Raw genomic sequence first — 20,211 nt, 5'->3', positions numbered from 1 at the left:
ATGAAAACAAAAATAAGGGCTATTATAACCGGCGCCACCGGCATGGTAGGCGAGGGGGTGATGCATGAATGTTTACAGCATCCTGATGTAGAAGCTGTACTTGTGATCAACAGGAAAAGCATGGGCATTACACATCCCAAGCTTAAGGAGGTGATACACAGCAACTTTTTTGATCTCTCGGCCATTGAAAACGAATTATCGGGTTATAATGCCTGTTATTTTTGTTTAGGTGTATCGTCTGTAGGGATAAAGGCGGAGGAGTTCTTCAGATTAACTTACACGCTAACCATGCATGTAGCTGAAACCCTAAGTAAGCTCAATACGCATATGGTCTTCTGCTATATCTCCGGAGCCGGAACAGATAGCAATGAAAAGGGCAAAGGTTGGGCTGCCGTTAAAGGAAAAACAGAGAATGATTTGATGAAACTCCCCTTTAAGCAGGTATTTGCCTTTCGCCCGGCTTTTATTAAGCCGATAAAGGGTTTGTTAAACACACACAATTTTTATAAATATATCAACTGGCTATTCCCCATCGGCAGGGCCTTGTATCCCGCCGGTTTTGTTACGTTACAGGAATTATCCCATGCCATGATCAACATTACCGAAGATGGTTATAGTAAGCAGGTTATAGAAGGAAAAGACATCATTTTACTGACTAAAAACCAGTAAAATTTTTTAATATTAAAAAATGCCTATACTAAAAAGCCCCGCGGTTTCTAAAACCATGGGGCTTTTTTATTTCTTTAACTCTTCTTTATTTAGGTTTGAATGGATTAATATTCCAGCTTACACCAACCGCCACACCTGTTGATCTGAGGTCAACACGCCCCACGCCGATACCGGTAATAGGAAGCTTCATATAAGGCTGTATAATGGTACTGAATTTAGAATTGATCCTACGCTCATAAGTAGCATTTAAGTTCAGTACGCCTAACCAGTGCTGGTTGCGGCCATCAACCTGGATATCATATGATGGTTTCCCACTGCCATCGGCAAATTCAAAGTGATAGTTTTCACGCAACATAATATAGGATGATAAACCGCTGCCTACCGCAAACTTGTTTTTCCCCTGAGTATAGAATTGATAATTCAGGTTCAATGGTATATCTAAAACCTTGCAATTGGCCGTTATATAATTTGGAAGATTAGCAGCTGGCACACCTTGCCAATTAGCAGAGTTATACTGACTGCCACTGGCCTGATATGGTTTAACAGCATACGATGCACCGGTTGATATACTGAACTTTTTAGACAGATGAATACCCAATTGCACACCAAAGTTTGTACCTACCTGGTTACGGCTAAATGAATTAACCGCGTTGAAATCTGGTGCGGCCAGTATGGCCAGGGTAAAGCGTGGCCCGGTCCTTAATATCGGTTTAAGGGATGGCTTATCTTTTTTAGTTTGTTGTACAGACGGGGCTGTTACATTACCTGCCGTATCCGGTTGCTTGGTATTAGTTGGATTGACAGCCAGGTTATTTTGAGTTTGATCGGTCTTAGAAGCTATCTTCGACGGATCGACTGCATTATTGTTATTATTATCTACCGGAGGGGCAGTTTTGTTCTTATCAGCACTGTCTTTTGTAGTTTTATTGCCCGGCACATTCGGATTTACAGGACTTTGATCAACAGGTATATTGTTTTGCTGATTACGCTTACCTGGAGTAATACCCAAGGTTGATCCTGTTTTATCTTTATTGCTATTTACCCCATTCTTAGCCAGGTTTTCAGTACCCGGGTTAACATTCTTAACTGAATCCTTGTCTTTTATAGCTTGGTTGTTTTGGTCAGTATTTTTTTGGTCAATATCTTTCCTTACAGGTGCAGGTGCATCTGTTTTAGTCTTTGGCTTAACTGCCAACTCATTCTTTGCTTTATCGCTCCTGTTAAAGAAGAATAATCCCACAGCCAGCAGTAAAAGAGCTGCTATAGCCGCTGAGTAATAAATTATCCTCCTGATGACCACCTTTTTGCTGGGTTTATTATCCAGCAGGCGCTCCATAGAAGCCCAATCCTCCTCACGAAAAGCAAAATGATCTTCAGAGCCGGATAACCCGTCTTTGAATAGCTGATCTAATTTATTTTCGTTTTTCCCTTTCATCGCATTATTAATTCAATCAAGTGTGATATTCCAACGCTGATCGCACCTATGGCAATAATTTTGTGCCGGATATCCTCAGAACCATTGTCCGGCAAACGGCCGGAGTTGAGTACCATAATTTTTAGTTTTTCTCTCGCTTTAAATAAGTTTGATTTTGAAGTACCTGTGCTGATACCCAACTGGGTTGCTATTTCTTCGTGCGAGAAACCTTCAATAGCAAACAAGTTAAATACGGTACGGTAAGCATTTGGCAGCTGCTGTATCATGCTCAGCAGATCGTCATAATTCAATTTCTGATCGGGTAGTTCATCATGACCTATATCTTCAGCAGCATCAAGGTCATCATTAAGCGACAGTTTCAGGTTACTCCTGTAATAATCAACCGAAGTATTCATCATAATACGGCCAACCCAGGCAATGAACGGACGACCCGTATCATATTTATGCAAATTAGTGAATACTTTTAAAAAACCCTGATTCATGATCTCCGCAGCTTCATAGCGGTTACCGGCATATCGCAAACATATGCTCATAGCAAAGCCATAAAATGCCTTGTAAAGCATTTTCTGATCCTTTCGGCTTTGCTGCAAACAGCCCGCAATAAGTTGTTGTAGTTCCGCTTCTCCCATATAAGGGGTTCAAATGGGGTTAAATTGTACTATTATTTATCAGTTTTACAGTCATCACGTAGCCCGGTATTAAAAGGTTGCCTGTACAATTAATTTTTTTGAAAAAAATACATGATCAGTTAAAAACCACTAAACCCAGGGAAGAATTCAGGGGTAAATATACTAAAACCCAATATAGAGTTATCTTAATTATACCAAAATGAGCTAATGATTAAAATGAATGCCTGTTTAATAAAAATCATAACAACGCCGTGATCCCTCAAATTTACGGTAAGCATCGGAACGGGATGGGAGCGTAGTTTCATATCCAATGCTTCCTTCTGATGAACCGCTGGTATTACTGTAATTTAAACCGCCAAAAGGAGCATCATGACTTATCCCCAGGCGTAACTTTTCGCCACCATCACGATGGGTGAACAAGTCAAATATCAGCGAGAGTACTACCGCACTTGGCCCCGCCGATCCACCGGTGCGGTACCACAGACCCGCGTTAATGCTTCTCCTTTTAAATTGCATCCCGGCATTGATGGATTGCGCGCTGGCTTGCTTATATAAGATAACCGATGGGATCAGGAATGATTTTTCGTCTTCGTCCAGGTTAGCATAAGGGTTCAGGTCGAGCCGGTAACTGGCGTGTGCTGTGCCCCGCATGGGTAATTTGGCCGGGATGCCGGTAAACGACTCGTTAGGCCGGTTAATATGTTGTAATGCCCCGCCAATATTAAAATCGCTAACGACCAGGTTGATACCCACACCGGCATCAAAATAATAGCGGTTATCAAAAAGCGGTGGCTCCGCGGCCGTAGGGGTACCAGGTACATAACCAAATTGCGGGTCGATCTGATCGCTGAATACCAGTTTACCATAATTAACCGAACGATTGGTAATGCCCGCTTGTAAACCAAATGACAATACAAAATCTTCAGAACCCACACTGTAGGAATAAACACCTGCTATATTATTTTTTACAAGCCCCGCAGCTCCTTCGCTGCCACGGGTAAATAGTAAGCCTACACCACCGCCAAACCGGGGGATATTATAATCAATAGATGCGGTGATGTAATTAAAGCCACCCGGTACCGATGTAAATTGATTACGGTAAATGAGGTTCATGCGCAGATCGCCGGGAAACTGGCCATTCAACGCCGGATTTAAGTATACCGGCGAATTAAAGAACTGCGAATACATATGATCCTGAGCAAAAGTTACCATACCTGTTAGCAGGGCTACAAAAAATAAAATGCCTTTTTTTAATTGGTTGCGCATCTGCTATCGTATTAAATTGATGGTACCTGTGCGTTTAGGTAAGGAGTGATTATAGCTCATACCTTTCCATTCTGTTCCGTTTATAAATGTTGCCGAAGCCTGCCATATATAAACACCCTGCTGTACCGGTGCTCCTCTGAATGTGCCATCCCAGCCATCACCATTTACCGGTGTACCTTTCGGGTCTTCGAGTTTATCGGTTTCCCACATCAACTGACCGTAATTATTGTATACCTGCAGGCGCCATTTTTTGATGCCGGAGCCTTTGGCTATAAATTTTTGAAGCTCGGTTGAACCACTGGTTGGCATAAAAGCATTTGGCAGATAGAGCTGACCAGGTATCCCTGTAATATGAACCTTATGCGAAATTACGCTGTCGCAACTTCCACGATAAGCGGTGAGGGTTACTTTATAGGTGCCTGTGTCAATATAGGTATGCGCTGGATTTTGATTGTTGGAAGTTTGCCCATCGCCAAAATCCCAGTGCCATTGTGTAGGTGCGTTGGTGGTTTGATCCACAAAGGTAAACCGGTAATTAGGTATGCTGATAACGGTATCCGGCTTCACTCCAAACGCGGTAAAAGGCGGAGGATTTACGGTGATATAACTATTTTTAACAGCAGTGGCCGTACAGCTGGTTACCGGATTGGTAACCAACAATGTAACAGTAAATGGCGTGTTACTAAACTGGTAGGTGTGCGGGCCCGGATTTTGCTCAAACACGTGAGGACTGCCATCGCCAAAATCCCAGTCGTACTGATATGAACTCGCGCTGGAATTGGCATCCGGCGCTTGGGTGCTGTTCGTAAAGTTTACTGTCAGCGTTTTACAACCCGTGGTAACATCGGCAGAGAAAGCAGGCAATGGTAACGGATCTACCGTAACTGTTACTTTATCCGATTCGATAGACGAACAGCCATTAGCCGCTGTTATAGAAACATTGTAAACACCAGCCTGGTTAAAGGTATAATCGAGTGTACTGCCCAGACCGCCCGCAGTTATATGTGTAACATCACCATTGGGAGCATATATATTATAGGTAAACAAATCGCCACCTGTAGAGGCATTTACAAAGCTGGTAGCAAAAGGCATACAACCTTTGTTATTATTATCCGTCACAAAGGTTTTTGCCACAAAATCGGGTGGCGATACCGAAATGGGCCATTCTATACTTTTTGTGGTATTACCGCAAAGATCTTCGGCTACCATATACAATTTGTACAATTTGGCTAATGTAGAAACTACATGGAAAACAGCCGGAGTTTTATCTGTAAGCGTTATCGATGGTAGAACATCCTGTTGTGTAGTTGGGTCATATAAGTGATAAGTATAGGTTTTATTATTACCCGGCGACGCGTTTTGCACAGTCACATCAAACGGCGAACAACCACTTAACGGACTTGGAAGGATAAGCGCTACCGGTGCTGCCGGGTGCACCGTGATCTGCATAGGCGTGGCGGTTACATTACCGCATGAGCTAACCAATTGTAAAGTCACTGTATAAGTTTTATCCTTACCATCGGTACCGGGCGCAAATGTATGTGACGGGCTAACTTCAGTTGAAGTATTACCATCGCCAAAATCCCAGGTAAAGCTACTGCTGAGTGGTACAGAGGTATTGGTAAATTGAACGGGGAGCTGTCCGCAGCCATCTGTTACACTGCTTGTAAAACTAGCTGTAATGTGCGCAGGTAAAACATTAACGGTTAAAGTAAAGGGATCGCCGTTACAGTTACCGCCGGTAGCCTGTATAATATAGGTAACAGTAGCCGAGTTTAAAGGGTCGCTATTGGTGAGTACATCATTGATAACAGAACCACTTCCATTGGTGTAGCCCGTAATTGATGGGGATGTTTTAGTGGGGTCGACAGTCCAGCTGTAGGTACTGCTGGGTGTAGAGGTTATGTGATAACTAAGAGCAGTTCCGGAACACTGATTATTAACCACAGGAACGCTGGTGATCACTGTTTGCGGTTGAATGATAACTGTAACCGTACTTACAACCTTATCGCAAGGTGGGGTTAACGAAGTTGTACCGGTTAGCAAGAAGGTTACTTTGCCCGCTGCTATATCAGCAGCGGATGGGGTATAAGTCGTAACCAGAGAAGTAGAGGCACTAAAAGACCCCGTGCCACCAGACCATACTTGACCGGTTACCGTGCCGCTTGGTACCGTGCCTGTAAGATTGATATCTGAACCCGCACAAACCGTAGCAGGACCACTGGCGCTAATGGTAGGCGATACCTGGAAAGTAAGATGCTGCGTAGCCGTTGCCGGAGGACCGCAACCATTTTTTACGGCCACATTAATGGTATAAGTCGCCGCATCATGAAATAATATCTGCGGATATTGGGAATTTACACTTGTACCACCGGTAAAATCATATGTGCCGCCGCTTATTGTCCAGGTATATGAATCAGGTTTAAGCTCGCCTATGCCACCCAAAACTGTGTGCGTAATACCGGCGTCTGTATTGAATTTAAGGGTTTGGTTAATACCACATACCGATGCATCTGCCGACAATTGGGCTGTTGGCACATCATCAACCGTTATGCTTTGTTCGGTACCCAAAACCGGGCCGCAGCTTTTGGTATTGATGATGAGGTTAACACGATAAACACCGGCTTTGGTAAAAATCATATGAGGTTGCTGGCTATTAGCAGTCGTATTATCCGCATAAGTAACCGTACCCGGCCCGGCGGTTATCCACTGGTATGAATTTGTATTATCGCAATTAGCATCAATTACCGAAGTATTATCGGGTATTAAAGTTAAAGGCCCGCAACCGGCTTTCACAGGGAAATTAAATATGGGTTTTGGAGGATTCTGAATACAAATAGGATTGATAACATCCGATGCCCCACAAATACCGGCCGTGTTTTGCAGAACAAGTTTTACATTGTGTATGCCTGTTGTGGTAAAAGTGTAAATAAAAGGTTGAGTAGCTCCGTAATTCTGTACCTTCAGGTCACCATCCACATACCAGGAATATTTGGCATCAGTGTTAACGCAACTTGCAGAAGTGTTGGTAGTGCTGGCTGATTGACCCGGGTAAGAGGTATTGGCAAAGGTAATAGGTGTATTTGCACACCCTACATCAACATTGGAAATTTTATTTACAGGTGGTGCAAGTACCTGGGCATATTTGGTTGCAGGGGTACCAATATCACCACAATAAACGCCTGAAAGTTGAAGATCGACCTTAAAAACATTCTTGATATTAGCAACAATACTACCACACGATGATGCACTGTAAGTATGTACAATTTTACCGCTTTGCGCCATGATCTCACAAAGTGTAAATGTACTGCTGGACCCATCGCCCCAGTTTACTTTATAGATATGCCCAGGATAATTATTCTGCAAACCGGTTTGCGGTGATGTGATATCGGCATTAAAAGTTAAGTCGCCGCTACCATTTGAAAGGCATACGGAAGTGATACCTGTAGCGCCCAGCCCGCTATTGGCCACGTTATTCATCAGCAAATAGGATTTTGTACCTACAATACCGCCATTTACCGCTTTAACTGTTACAGTATAGTTTGCGGCATTGGCATTGAGAATGGCGCTTGGCGAAATGGGAACTGTGCCTCCTTCGGCCACTTGTGCCAGATCATTAAAAAAAGTAGCCGTAACCGATGCCCCGGATGTGGACTGATTTAAAAAAGTATACTTTGTGGTAGTGTTTGGTGTACCGTTACACGTTCCGAATACTTCGGGATATTGCGGATTAATGATCTGGGAACTGACCGCGGCAACAACTCCGGCAGAATTATTAATAGTAAAGGCCGAGGAGGTCCCACTAGTTATAACCGGTACTGTTGATACCACTTGTAATTTATACCCGGTTCCGGCGGGTGTTCCCGCGGGGATAATGCCGTTCACAAATGTGGCATAAAAACCGCTGATGGTGCCTATCTTTTTTTGTGCCCCAAAATTGCCGTTAGCATCTGACAGGTAAAGATCAAATACATTGTTCATGGCAAAGCAACCGGAGCCATTGCTCAACTTTATAGGCATACTGATGGTTGAGCCTTGGCCATAGGGTCCCACATCAACATTACCAACATTGATGGTTTGCGCCCGGGCGGATAGTACAGGTAGAATGAAAATGACTAAAAAAAATAATTTTTTAGCGTAACTTATGCTCATTAAAAATTGGTTTCATGATGATCAAATGCTTCTTAACTCACCGGCCGATAAGGTGAATTTGGGGGCAAAACAGTTGTGAACCATTAAAGCGATCATGAGTAGGTTATCACATGATGCCAAATCAGCACTCTTATACGGAATATTTTTCCTGCTGGTTACAAAAAAATAGAAGACTATAATTGAAATTAACTTATCAGAAAGTTACGAAATTCGCTAAAGATAAAATGATTAACCAAAAAATAAGTAGGCCACCAGGATAGCGGCAATGATACCGGCAAAATCAGCTATTAAACCTGCCGGGATAGCATAACGTGATTTTTTAATACCCACCGAGCCAAAGTATAGGGCTACGATATAAAAAGTGGTATCTGCCGAACCATTAAATATGCAGCCCAGTCGCCCGGCAAAGCTATCCACGCCAAAGGTTTGCATCGTGTTGATCATCATGGCTTTTGAACCAGATCCGCTCAGGGGTTTCATGTAAGCTACAGGCATAGCATCCACAAAACGGGTATTGAAGTTAAATTGTGTACATACCCAGCGTAAACCATCGTTCATATAATCCAAAGCGCCGCAGCTTCTAAAAACGCTGATACCTACCAGCATGGCCACCAGGTAAGGTATTATTTTTACAGAGGTTTCAAACCCAACCTTAGCACCATCAATAAAAGCATCAAACACATTCACCTTTTTAATCAAACCACCCAGAATAAACAGTACAGGTATAGTAAACAGCAAAAAGTTACTGCCAATATTGGATACCGCACTAATCTGTCCTTTGGTTAAATAATGAGTAAAACACCAAACCAACAGGGTTATAAAAGCGGTTAAGCCCCCAAGCCAGGTAATAATTACTCTATCCAACAGGTTTATTTTTTGTTTAACGGCCACCACAAGCAAACCTACCACGGTGGCTACATAAGTGGCAATGATACAGGGGATAAATACATCAGTAGGATTGGCAGCATTTAGTATGGCACGCTGTGCTATAATAGTAACAGGTAATAATTGTAAGCCCGAAGTATGCAACACCAGGAACATGATCTGGGCGTTTGAGGCCGACTCCTTATCCGGGTTTAACTCCTGCAAGCTGCCCATGGCTTTTAAGCCCAGAGGGGTAGCGGCATTATCAAGTCCTAATAAATTAGCCGAAAAATTCATCAGCATTTGTCCGGTTGCCGGATGATCACGGGGTACCTCAGGGAAAAGCCGGCTAAAGAAAGGCCCTACAATCCGCGAAAGGAAGTTAATAGCGCCCGCCTTTTCGCCGATATTCAATATACCCAGCCAAAAAGCCATAGCGCCAACCAAAGGTAAAGCGATGTCCATTACCGACGATTTGGATGAACTGAATATACCGTCGACCAATAGCTTAAACGCGTCTGCATCACCAAAAAAGATCAGTTTGATAAAGGCAACCACAAAGGCGATCAAGAAAAAGGCTATCCAGATATAATTAAGAACCATCAGTAATGTTTAAGGCTTTGAAGTTAATGGTTTTGTTATTTAATATGAAATAACAATCTTTAAATACTATTTGAATAAGCCAAAATGAACAACGTTGCACAACAATTAACCGATATTATTAATGAGTTTCAGGATATCAGATCACAAGCAATTGACTGGGAAACCCGCCCGGCACCCGGCAAATGGTCAAAAAAAGAGATCCTGGGCCACCTGATCGATAGCGCGCATATCAATCTGCAACGGTTTATACGCTGCACTTATGAAGAAAACTTCAGGCTTACCTATGAGCAAGACGCCTGGGTAACCGTACAGCGTTACCAGGATGCTGACATCAATGATCTGATCGATCTTTGGACTTTACTCAATAAACAGATCATCAGTGTACTAAAAAACTATCCTTTGGATAGGGTGGGCGCCCGTTGCGACAACAGCAAACTGGAACCCAACCTGCAAACAGTGGCCTGGCTGGCCAATGATTACCTGGAACACCTAAAACATCACTTAAAACAGATTGGTTAATGCGATCTATTCTGTCCTCAAACTCTTGATAGGGTTAACAACGGCAGCTTTTATCGATTCATAGCTCACCGTTAACCAGGCAATGCCAAGGGCCGATACTGATGCGATGAAGAATACAAGCCAACCAACGTGAATATGATAGGCAAAACCAGCCAGCCAGCTATTCACCGCGTACCAGGAAAGTGGTATGGCTATAACTATAGCTATAACGATCAGCCTGGTGATCCCTGAGGATAATAAATAGACCAGGTTAAACACAGATGCGCCTAACACTTTCCGAACGCCAATTTCTTTAGTACGCTGCTCGGCCATAAAGGCAGATAAGCCGTATAAACCCAGGCAAGATATAAAAATACCGAGCGCTGCAAAAAGATTAAAAATGTTGCCCATCTGCTGTTCGCCTTTATAAAGGTTAGCCAGGTCCTGATCAAGAAAATCAAATTTGAAAGGGTAGGCGGGGTTGAGTTCCTGGCTTATGGTTGATAGGGCCTGTATGGTGGCTTTGGTTTTACCAGGTAATGTTCTTACCATTACAAAACCACCTAATTTATTAAAGGGCATAACCAATGGCTCTATGGCCTGCTGAACCGGCTTAAAATTAAAGTCTTTCACTACACCAATTATGGTACCCTTATTACCCCAAAGCGTTAATGATTTACCTATTGCCGTACTGGCGTTTAAACCCATAACGCTCAGCATTTTTTCGTTAACCATATAATTATTTGAATCGGCTTTAAATGCTCTCGAAAAACTCCGTCCTGCTACTAACCTCATCCTGAATGTATGGGTAAAATCCTCATCAACAGCCGTTACCGGGAAAGACAATTGCGAGTGGGGATCTTTGCCGGCCCAGTCAACACTAACAGTCCAGGCTCCCAGGTTGGTAGGCAGGTCACTAATAATGGAAAAATCGCTGGTAAGCGGATTTCCTTTTAACTCGTCTTTTAAAGCCTGCTGCTTGTGCCACATATCCCCGGTCATCGGTACATATAGGAGATTGGCTTTGTCAAATCCGGGGTTCCTGTCTCTTATAAATTTAAGCTGATTGTAAATCACTACTGTACCTACCAGCAATACAATGGAAACCATGAATTGAATTACGACCAAAGCGTTACGGAACAATAAATTGCCCCCCATTGATTTTACATTACCCTTGAGCACTTTAACCGGATTAAAGCCGGAAAGGAATAGGGCAGGGTAGCTGCCGGAGATGAGCCCGGTTAACAAGGCTATGCCGAAAAGACTTAACCAAAGCCTGGCATCAGATACATCAATGACCAATTTTCTGTTAGCCAGCTCATTGAATGCCGGCAGGAATAAAACAACGATCCCGAACGCAAGCAATAAGGACAGGAAAGAAATAAATACAGATTCGCTTAAAAACTGGATGATCAACTGCCCACGTACAGCGCCAGCCACCTTTCGTAAGCCAATTTCTTTGGCCCTGCGGGCCGAACGTGCGGTAGCCAGGTTCATAAAATTGATACAGGCTACTACCAATATCAAAATGGCGATAATAAAAAAGATGTTTACATATTGCGCGTTTCCATGCCCCGGCGAGTCTCCCCCTCTTTCGGGTGCCATGTGGATCTTGGTTAAAGGCTGCAATTGGAATGCGGCCTTCATCGAATCATGTTTGCGAAAGATTTGATCAATTTGCTTTTCCAGCCTTGATAAATTGGCAGCAGAAGGATCAAAACTTTTATCTAATTGAACGTAATCATAAAAATTGAAGTTATTCCATACGCTATTTTTCAAATCATCATCGGTTCTGGCTAAGGATGCCATTGGCAGGATGAAATCAAATTGCAGGTCGGAGTTAGGGGGGATATTGGCCAAAACGCCTGTTACAACAATGTTTTCTTTATTATCTTTTCGTATTGTCTTGCCAATAGGGTCTTCCTTTCCGAAGTATTTTGCAGCCATTTCCTGCGTTATTAAAGCGCCATCTATCTGTTTTAAGGCCGTGGCACGGTCGCCCTTCACCAGGGGAAAAGAAAATACATCCATAAAACTCGCGTCGGCATAAAACACACGCTCTTCCTGAAATCTCTTGTTACCTGTTTCCAGCAAAGTGGTAATGCCTGGTTTTATACGAACTGTATTTTTAACAACCGGTATTTCTGCTTTCAAACCGGCGGGCGCACCTGCCGGAGTTCCTACCGTTTTTGAATCGCCCAGATCACAGGCGAGACGATAGATCTGGTTGGCATTTTTATGGAACTTGTCGTAACTTAATTCATTTTGCACCCAAAGCAAAATCAGGATACTTGATGCCAGGCCTATGGCCAAACCGGTTATATTAATAAGGGAATAGGCTTTGTCCTTTATGATATTCCGGTAAGCAAGTTTAAAATAGGTTTGTAACATGATTATGGTTGTTTTAAGATCATACTTAATATGATCATTCGGTTCTTAAACTTTTTATGGGATTAGCCAGCGCTGCTTTAACAGATTGAAAACTGATAGTTACAAACGCTATGATCAGCGCTATAATACCGGCTGCTGCAAATATCCACCAGCTCATATCGGTATGGAAAGCAAAATCAGCCAGCCATTCATGCATCGACCATCCGGCTACCGGAATGGCTATTACAGCTGATATCAAAACCAACAGCAGGAAATCCTTTGATAACGTAAGTACAATTTGCTGCACACTTGCTCCCAGTACCTTTCTTACGCCAATTTCCTTAACCCGCTGGGTAATGGTAAACGCCGATAAGCCGAATAGCCCTAAACAAGCGATAAATATAGCGATACACGAGAATATAGTAAACAAGCTGCCTTGCTGTTGTTCGCTGTTGTATAGTTGACGGAATTTATCATCCAGAAAGGTAAAATCAAAAGGTGTTTCGGGCAGATATTTATGCCAGGTGGTTTGCAGCGAGCTCACTGCGGTTTGGACATCGCGACTATTTACCTTTACCGACATGATATTGTAACCGTTGTTCGATGGCAATCGAAATATCAGCGGGGTAATGGCCTGGTGCAATGACTCAAAGTGAAAATCCTTAACGATGCCGATAACTTTGCCGCTGACATCTCCATACTTAATATCCTTACCGATAGCATTTTGCGGTGTTTTCCAGCCCAGCGACCGTACCGCCGCCTCGTTTACAATAAAGTTATTGGTATCGGTTGAAAACGCTTTCGAGAAATTGCGTCCCGCAGCCATTTTCATGCCATAAGTGGGTATAAAGCTGTAATCGGTGCTGATGCATTTCAGGTCGCCTTTAATGGGTTTCATGACGCCATCTACCAAAACCGACCCGTCCTGGAAGTCGAGCAGGCGGCCCGATGGAATACGCGATGAGCGGCCAACCTCTTTTATAGCTGCGTTTTTAAGCAGATCTGCCTTAAATGCATCATATTGAGGATTTAGCTGTCCAACATACCCCATGGTTAAAACGGCATCCTTATTGAAACCTAAATCGGCTTTTTGAATGTATTGCAATTGGCGGTATACCACGGTAGTGGCCACGATCAGGATAATCGAAATAGAAAATTGCAAAACAACCAGCACCTTGCGGAATGACACTCCACCTGAGCCGGTTTTTATAATACCTTTCAAAACCTTCACCGGTAAAAACGACGACATAAAAATGGCCGGGTAAATACCGCTGATGAGACCTATTATAAATGGCAGGAGCAAAACAGGCGCCAAAATTTGCCATTGCAGCAGGCTGTTAAACGCGAGATTGGTGTTTGCCAAATGATTTATCATGGGCAGCAGAAATGCCGTTGCCGTTATAGCCAGTGCAAGCGCGAGCCAGGTGATCATTACCGATTCGCTTAAAAATTGGCTAATGATCTCCTTTCGCTGTGCCCCGATAACCTTGCGGATACCAATTTCCTTTGCCCGCAATACCGATCGCGCGGTAGATAGATTCATGTAGTTGATGCAGGCTATCAGCAAAATAAACAGGGCTATAGCCGAAAATATATATACCCTTTTGATATCGCCATTTTGTTCAAACTCATCATCCAGATGTGAGCGCAGGTGTATATCGGTGAGCTTTTGAAACGTAAGCTTAGTACCATCGTGTGTTTTAGCGTTGCCGGCCATACCGCCAAGGTGTACGTATTTATCCAGGAAATCAGGCAATTGGCTTTCAATCCTGTCGGTATTATAGTCCTTCGGGAAAAGCAGGTAGGTGAAAAAGGCATTACCGCCAAAATCGTTCGTTAAGCTGTTCGCGCCAAAAATTGCCGGATCTTTTAAGGTACTGAACGACATCAGTATGTCGGGGTGCATGTGCGAGTTGGCCGGAAAAGCTTTAAATATACCAGTAACTTTAAAGTCGTGTTTAATCTTACCCAGATAAACGTTATCCAGCAATATGCCTTTCCCGATCGGATCGGAATCGCCGAAATACTTTTTGGCCATGGCTTCGCTCAGCATAATGTTGTAAGGCTCTTTCAGCGCGTTACTATGGTCGCCTTTAACTACAGGTACAGTGAAAAAATTGAAGAAATTTTCATCGGCAAAAACGCTGTTCTCTTCGTTAAACAGCTTGTCTTTATAGTGAAAGGCCGTAGTATGGATAAGTAAAACCCGTGTTACTTTTTTAATATCAGGAAATGCACTTTGGAGCAAAGGTCCGAATGGCGGCGCAATCGCGCTTAAATGCAAGCTCTCCACATTTTTACTGGAATAAAAAATGCGCGTTACCCGGCGAATATCTTTCGCATGGGTATTAAATTTATCATAACTACGCTCGTTAATAATATAGCTTAAAATAAGCAGGCAGCAGGTTAAACCAATGGTTAAACCAAATATGTTGATGAATGAAATAAAGGGGTTTCTTTTGATATTCCGAAACGTACTCCTCAAATAGTTTTTTATCATGATCATTCCATTTTCAAGGGAAGTAATTAACTTTCTTTCAGGTTGCCATTTATAGTTTGATGCAACAGTCTGCGAAATTTGATGGGACTCAACGGATTTGATCCGCGCCATTAATTTTGCAAAGTTGCGATCGGTATCCTCTTTGTATGCCTGTTCGTGAAACGTCCAATCTGCCAATAACAGCCGTAATACCTCAAATGCATCAGGGTTTTTGTTCAGGAAATCATCCAGTTCCTGTAATTCTTCAATAGTGGCATTCCTGGCTAAGTTTTTAACCGCCAGTTCCAAGATCCGATCCTTAAGTTTCATCTTTTTAAACGATACGGTAACTGTTGCCATCACATTTAAATTTCGTGCCAAACGATTAACTTATTGATAATAAATATTTTGCGAATTTTTATTTATAAATACTGTTCGGAAACGTTACGATAGGTGTGCGGTTTTATTGGTGTGGAATTGCTGTGTTAATAAAAGCATTACAAGTAATTAAAAAATTACCTTATCATTCTAATATAATTTTAACGTTATCTGTAAATTAAATAATCATCTTTTTTAACTTCTTTTTCCATTATTTTCCGGGCGTGGACTTTCCATTTTTGCCCGGAGTACATTACTTTTTATTAACAAATAGCCCTAATACTTAACGTGGCGTTAAATATTTGGTAATACTGTTTGCTCAGTTTTGACCCCGTAAATGTTGTTGATGAGCTTGTTATGGAGAAGTATAGTATCGTTAATTATTCAGCGGGTAAAAATTGGCTTACTGTTGCATGGAAAGATGGGCATGCCAGTATCTTTTATTATATCTATTTAAGAGATAACTGCCCGTCGCCGCGCAACATTCATGAAAATGGTCAAAAGATAACCGAAACTGCACAACTTGATACCAATATCAGACCTGCGCATATTGAACTTGTACAGAACGATACGATAAATATTATATGGGAACAGGACGGCCATCAAAGCGAATTCGGGGCCAAATGGTTACGGGATCATTGTCTTTCGAAACAGGAAATTGAAAAGCGGGAAATGAAGAACCGGCTTTTTGAACCTATTGAATTATGGGATAGTACCCTCGGCATCGGGGTGCCCCAGGCCGATTATCAGCAGATCATTGAAGATGATACCTCCCTTACAGTTTGGCTGGAGTATGTGCGCCGGTATGGGTTTGCGGTTTTAAATAATGTACCCATTCACAGTGGTGCTGTGATAGAGATTGCCCGTTTGTTTGGCTATGTACGCGAAACCAATTATGGCCGTGTTTATAATGAAAAAACGGTGCTTCATCCTAATAATCTCACCTATACCTCATTGGCATTGAGCCCAAGCACCGATAACCCTTATCGCGATCCGGTACCTACGCTGCATTTGGCACATTGCTTACAGAACCAGGTACAGGGTGGCGATACCATTGTAGTAGATGGATTCAAGGTAGCTACAATGTTCCGGATAGAATATCCCTATCTTTTTGAATTATTGAGCACCGTACCGGTAAATTTTCGCTTCAGGGATAAAGATCATTGGATTGAACGAAAGGCTACCATTATTGGCCTCGATGCGCAAAAAGAGATATGCTCTTTAAAGTTTAATAACAGGGCAATTCAACCTTTTGAGATAGAAAACCAACTCATTCCGCTGTTTTATAAAGCATACCAAACATTTGCACGCATGCTTGATGATCCGGCTTTCCAGGTGAAATTTAAGATGCTTCCCGGGCAACTTTTTATAACAGATAATGAACGCATCCTGCATGGTCGTACCAGCTTTGACAGCAAAGAAGGGAAAAGACACCTTCAGGGTACTTATGCGGATAGGGATGGGCTTTTGAGTAAGCTGCGCATGCTCAAGAAAAAACAAATGCCGGATTGATCAATACAATAACTGACATTAAATTTTAATACCCCAATAATAAATTAAAACAACATGAGCATACCAGCACGAATCAAAAAAATAGTTGAAACTACAGATACACTGATAGTTTACTGGAAAAACGGAGAGGTATCCAAATATCCCTATCTGTACCTCAGGGACAACTGCCCGTCGCCGTCAACCATTCATAGCAGTGGGCAAAAACTGATTGAAACATCAGCCATCAATCCGGCTATATGTCCAAAAAACAGTGAACTAAATAATGATACAGAAGTGCAGATCAATTGGGAAACAGAAGAGCATACCAGTTTATTCAGCGCACAGTGGTTATTTGACCACCGCTTGTCGAAAGCTGCCATTGCCGAACGCCGCGAACAGCGTATAGCGCGCGAACCTGTTGAATTATGGAATGATACCTTAAATGATAATATTCCTGTCGGAGATTATGCAGCAATATTGATTAGTGATGAAGCTTTATGTGCGTGGTTGGAAAATGTGAGCAGGTATGGTTTTGCTGTTTTACGCAATGTGCCTGCTGAATTAGGAATGGTATGTAAAGTGGTGGAATTGTTTGGCTACGTACGCGAAACCAACTATGGGAAATTGTTTGATGTTAAAACCAGGGTTAACCCAAGTAACCTGGCATTTACATCGCTAGGATTAAGTGCCCATACAGATAATCCATATCGCAACCCTACGCCAACGCTGCAACTGTTGCATTGCCTGCAATCAAGCGCGGTTGGCGGTAATTCTGTGGTGGTTGATGGCTTTAAGATCATTGCCGATCTGAAATTGCATTCGCCCCAGATGTTTCATTTACTGTCTACCACACCGGTAACTTTCCGGTTTGAAAATGAGCATGAGTGGATTGAAAGAACGGATACCATCATTGGTCTTGATGTTTTTGGCGAGGTAAATGCTATCAGGTTCAATAACCGCTCTGTGCAGGCATTTGAGGTGGATGAAGATAACATGCCTGCATTTTATGCTGCATACCAGCACCTGGCTAAGATGATTGATAACGAACGCTATTTTGTTCAGTTCAAGATGGAAGCCACCGATCTTTTTATTGTAGATAACGAGCGGGTAATGCATGGGCGCAGCGCCTATGACGGATCTGCAGGTGAACGTTTTTTACAAGGTACCTATGCCGACAGGGATGGTTTACTAAGTAAACTCCGTGTATTGAAACGCAAAGCGATAACCCAATTGGTTTAAAAATCAGATAAACAGATTTGCAATGGAACAACAACAGATACAAGATACAGTAGAACATATATTTAGCTTGTACGAAGCTCATGGCGCACAGGAATATGGCGAACGGGTAAGCATGCTGATGCACATGATGCAATGCGCCCAATTGGCACAGTCAGCCGGTGAAGTTGACGAGATTGTATTGGCAGCATTCTTTCATGATATAGGTCATTTTTTTGAAGATGAAGAAAAAATGGGAATATATGGAACGCAGAGCCACGATGATCTGGGCGGTAAATGCCTGATGGATATGGGTTTTCCGCAAAGCATGGCCCGCCTGGTATCAAGCCATGTGATCGCCAAAAAATACCTCGTTTATGTCGAGCCTGCTTATTATCATGAGCTATCAGAAGCAAGCAAAAAAACACTCGAATTTCAGGGTGGTAAAATGACACCCGAAGAAGCTGCCGAATTTGAAAAGGATCCCCTAGCACCCATATATGTTAAAATACGCAAATGGGACGACCTGGGAAAAGATGCGGATAAACCTGTGCTTGCTGCTGACATTCAGCAAATGAAGGATATGACCTACCAGTATTTGCTGAAACTGCAAGCAGAAACAACAAGATCTACCAGTCAATAAGATACACCATGCAAAAAACAAGCCCAATTAAAAATAAGCTCATGCAGCTGCCGCAGGCCTATACTGCGGTATTATGCGCCATGGCTTCATTTTGCATTTATGTATGTACTTATGCATTTCGCAAGGGTTTCACAGCAGGTACTTACCTGGAATCGCCATTATTGGGAATCGATTTTAAAGTGTGGCTTGTTATAGCACAGGTTACCGGTTATGCCCTGAGCAAATTCATCGGCATCAAATTCATTGCCGAAATACAGCCAAAGGGTAGGGCCAGGGCTATTATTGTTTTATTACTGATATCCTGGCTCTCGATGTTTGGTTTTGCCATCATTCCGGCTCCTTATAATATCATTTGCCTGTTTATTAACGGAATACCTTTAGGGCTTATCTGGGGGCTGATTTTTACCTATATAGAAGGAAGAAAAAGCGCGGAGTTTATTGGCGCTGTTTTATGCACCAGTTTCATTTTCTCATCAGGGGTTATTAAAACCATTGGCCGTTTTATGATGGCACATGGGCATGTATCCGAAAAATGGATGCCTTTTTTGGTAGGAGCTTTATTTGTATTACCTCTTTTATTTTTTGTTTACCTGTTGGAGCAGGTGCCTCCGCCTACGGCAGAAGATATTAAACAAAGAACCAAGCGCCTGCCCATGACAGCCAAAGAACGGAAAGCTTTTGTACAGTATTTTTTGCCTGGTCTTGTCTTTAATATCTCTATTTATGTTTTGCTCACTGTAATGCGTGATTTCAGGGATAATTTTGAAGTGGAGATCTGGTCAGACTTTGGCTTCAAAAATAACCCGGGCATCTACAGTCAGATCGATATCCCGGTTTCTATTATTGTATTAATACTGATGTCGCTCATTATGCTGGTTAAACAAAATTTTAAAGCATTTAAGCTCGCGCACTTGAGTATAGGCTTTGGGTTTATGCTTATAGGTATAGGTTCATGGGCATTTATCGGAGGGGCCATTCATGGCATGTTCTTTATGTATATGGTAACATTGGGACTTTATCTGGCCTATGTACCTTATTCGATTATTTTCTTTGAGCGGTTGATCGCCACGTTTAAATACAAAAGTAATGTAGGTTTTATGATCTATCTGGCCGATTCTACAGGATACCTGGGCAGCGTTTGTATTTTGCTATTCAAACAATTTGGGCATACTCAATTATCATGGGGCAATTTCTTTGTGCAAGGGGCAGGTGTAGTAGGTATCATTGGCATAGCCGGGGCGATTTTATCCTATCTTTATTTCTATCGAAAAAAAATGGCGAATGAATTAGAGGAGTCGAATGTCCCGGTTACGCTAAACCAACCTGCTATTTGATCATCATAGGTGTGCGGTTTTATTGATGTGGAAATTGCTGATAAAAACCACCATGTAAATTCCTATTCAGACAAATTTTTCGTATCTTTAATATTCATAAAGCAGCCCGGTTTTTCTGATCAAAAGGAAAATCGGGCTGTTTAGTTAAGAGAAAATAAGGCTCAAAAACCGACCGTTTGGTATAT

13 protein-coding genes are annotated in these 20,211 nt (G+C 42.4%); 6 read left to right on the top strand and 7 right to left on the bottom strand.

What is annotated here, in order from left to right; all coding sequences use genetic code 11:
- Positions 1 to 669 carry an NAD-dependent epimerase/dehydratase family protein gene (locus tag AC57BQ_RS07675; protein WP_496405715.1) on the top strand — a complete coding sequence of 223 codons (669 nt, stop codon included), beginning with the start codon at positions 1 to 3 and terminating at the stop codon, positions 667 to 669.
- A gap of 85 nt (positions 670 to 754) precedes the next feature.
- Here the strand turns inward: AC57BQ_RS07675 and AC57BQ_RS07670 are convergent, their stop codons facing one another.
- The 5 genes from AC57BQ_RS07670 to AC57BQ_RS07650 form a co-directional block, all read right to left on the bottom strand.
- On the bottom strand, positions 755 to 2,104 hold the full coding sequence (locus AC57BQ_RS07670) for a hypothetical protein (RefSeq protein ID WP_496405714.1): 1,350 nt from the start codon (positions 2,102 to 2,104) through the stop codon (positions 755 to 757).
- Complete coding sequence (locus AC57BQ_RS07665; RefSeq protein WP_090470797.1) at positions 2,101 to 2,733, bottom strand: RNA polymerase sigma factor; 633 nt, start codon at positions 2,731 to 2,733, stop codon at positions 2,101 to 2,103. Before AC57BQ_RS07665 ends, AC57BQ_RS07670 begins: the two co-directional genes overlap by 4 nt.
- A gap of 228 nt (positions 2,734 to 2,961) precedes the next feature.
- Positions 2,962 to 3,999 carry a PorP/SprF family type IX secretion system membrane protein gene (locus AC57BQ_RS07660; protein WP_496405713.1) on the bottom strand — a complete coding sequence of 346 codons (1,038 nt, stop codon included), beginning with the start codon at positions 3,997 to 3,999 and terminating at the stop codon, positions 2,962 to 2,964.
- Between the two features lie 3 nt (positions 4,000 to 4,002).
- A complete protein-coding gene (locus AC57BQ_RS07655) occupies positions 4,003 to 8,151 on the bottom strand; it encodes a PKD domain-containing protein (protein ID WP_496405712.1) in 4,149 nt (1,382 codons plus the stop codon).
- Between the two features lie 228 nt (positions 8,152 to 8,379).
- Positions 8,380 to 9,618: a nucleoside recognition domain-containing protein gene (locus AC57BQ_RS07650; RefSeq protein WP_496405711.1), complete on the bottom strand. Its 1,239-nt coding sequence runs from the start codon at positions 9,616 to 9,618 to the stop codon at positions 8,380 to 8,382.
- An 84-nt stretch (positions 9,619 to 9,702) separates the two neighbouring features.
- Here AC57BQ_RS07650 and AC57BQ_RS07645 point away from each other — a divergent pair, with 84 nt between their 5' ends.
- Entirely contained in the window at positions 9,703 to 10,137 is a 435-nt protein-coding gene (locus tag AC57BQ_RS07645) for a DinB family protein (RefSeq protein ID WP_496405710.1), read from the top strand.
- A 6-nt stretch (positions 10,138 to 10,143) separates the two neighbouring features.
- Here AC57BQ_RS07645 and AC57BQ_RS07640 read toward each other — a convergent pair whose 3' ends face one another.
- Together AC57BQ_RS07640 and AC57BQ_RS07635 are read right to left on the bottom strand one after the other, a co-directional pair.
- The gene (locus AC57BQ_RS07640; protein WP_496405709.1) at positions 10,144 to 12,507 is read right to left on the bottom strand and encodes an ABC transporter permease; all 2,364 of its coding nucleotides are present in this window, start codon (positions 12,505 to 12,507) and stop codon (positions 10,144 to 10,146) included.
- Between the two features lie 34 nt (positions 12,508 to 12,541).
- Entirely contained in the window at positions 12,542 to 15,295 is a 2,754-nt protein-coding gene (locus AC57BQ_RS07635) for an ABC transporter permease (protein ID WP_496405708.1), read from the bottom strand.
- Between the two features lie 405 nt (positions 15,296 to 15,700).
- Here AC57BQ_RS07635 and AC57BQ_RS07630 point away from each other — a divergent pair, with 405 nt between their 5' ends.
- Genes AC57BQ_RS07630 through AC57BQ_RS07615 form a run of 4 tightly spaced genes read left to right on the top strand, consistent with a single transcriptional unit; the run spans position 15,701 to position 20,026 of the window.
- The gene (locus tag AC57BQ_RS07630) at positions 15,701 to 16,855 is read left to right on the top strand and encodes a TauD/TfdA family dioxygenase (protein ID WP_496405707.1); all 1,155 of its coding nucleotides are present in this window, start codon (positions 15,701 to 15,703) and stop codon (positions 16,853 to 16,855) included.
- A gap of 54 nt (positions 16,856 to 16,909) precedes the next feature.
- Positions 16,910 to 18,073 (top strand): 2-trimethylaminoethylphosphonate dioxygenase, encoded by a 1,164-nt coding sequence (gene tmpA, locus AC57BQ_RS07625; protein ID WP_496405706.1) that lies wholly within the window; start codon positions 16,910 to 16,912, stop codon positions 18,071 to 18,073.
- A gap of 22 nt (positions 18,074 to 18,095) precedes the next feature.
- A complete protein-coding gene (locus AC57BQ_RS07620; RefSeq protein WP_496405705.1) occupies positions 18,096 to 18,692 on the top strand; it encodes an HD domain-containing protein in 597 nt (198 codons plus the stop codon).
- An 8-nt stretch (positions 18,693 to 18,700) separates the two neighbouring features.
- Positions 18,701 to 20,026, top strand: a complete 1,326-nt coding sequence (locus AC57BQ_RS07615; protein WP_496405704.1) for a DUF5690 family protein — start codon at positions 18,701 to 18,703, stop codon at positions 20,024 to 20,026.
- Positions 20,027 to 20,211 lie beyond the last annotated feature (185 nt).

The sequence above is a fragment of the Mucilaginibacter sp. BGA-UO-ETr-C110 genome (assembly GCF_059567985.1).
Note: the sequence above shows the minus strand (reverse complement) of the source record. Positions and strands in the feature narration are given on the sequence as shown.

Coding starts and splice junctions, on each gene's coding strand:
- AC57BQ_RS07675 (WP_496405715.1), top strand. CDS start 1: ATGAAAACAAAAATAAGGGCTATTATAACCGGCGCCACCGGCATGGTA.
- AC57BQ_RS07645 (WP_496405710.1), top strand. CDS start 9,703: ATGAACAACGTTGCACAACAATTAACCGATATTATTAATGAGTTTCAG.
- AC57BQ_RS07670 (WP_496405714.1), bottom strand. CDS start 2,104: ATGAAAGGGAAAAACGAAAATAAATTAGATCAGCTATTCAAAGACGGG.
- tmpA (WP_496405706.1), top strand. CDS start 16,910: ATGAGCATACCAGCACGAATCAAAAAAATAGTTGAAACTACAGATACA.
- AC57BQ_RS07650 (WP_496405711.1), bottom strand. CDS start 9,618: ATGGTTCTTAATTATATCTGGATAGCCTTTTTCTTGATCGCCTTTGTG.
- AC57BQ_RS07660 (WP_496405713.1), bottom strand. CDS start 3,999: ATGCGCAACCAATTAAAAAAAGGCATTTTATTTTTTGTAGCCCTGCTA.
- AC57BQ_RS07630 (WP_496405707.1), top strand. CDS start 15,701: ATGGAGAAGTATAGTATCGTTAATTATTCAGCGGGTAAAAATTGGCTT.
- AC57BQ_RS07635 (WP_496405708.1), bottom strand. CDS start 15,295: ATGAAACTTAAGGATCGGATCTTGGAACTGGCGGTTAAAAACTTAGCC.
- AC57BQ_RS07640 (WP_496405709.1), bottom strand. CDS start 12,507: ATGTTACAAACCTATTTTAAACTTGCTTACCGGAATATCATAAAGGAC.
- AC57BQ_RS07655 (WP_496405712.1), bottom strand. CDS start 8,151: ATGAGCATAAGTTACGCTAAAAAATTATTTTTTTTAGTCATTTTCATT.
- AC57BQ_RS07620 (WP_496405705.1), top strand. CDS start 18,096: ATGGAACAACAACAGATACAAGATACAGTAGAACATATATTTAGCTTG.
- AC57BQ_RS07665 (WP_090470797.1), bottom strand. CDS start 2,733: ATGGGAGAAGCGGAACTACAACAACTTATTGCGGGCTGTTTGCAGCAA.
- AC57BQ_RS07615 (WP_496405704.1), top strand. CDS start 18,701: ATGCAAAAAACAAGCCCAATTAAAAATAAGCTCATGCAGCTGCCGCAG.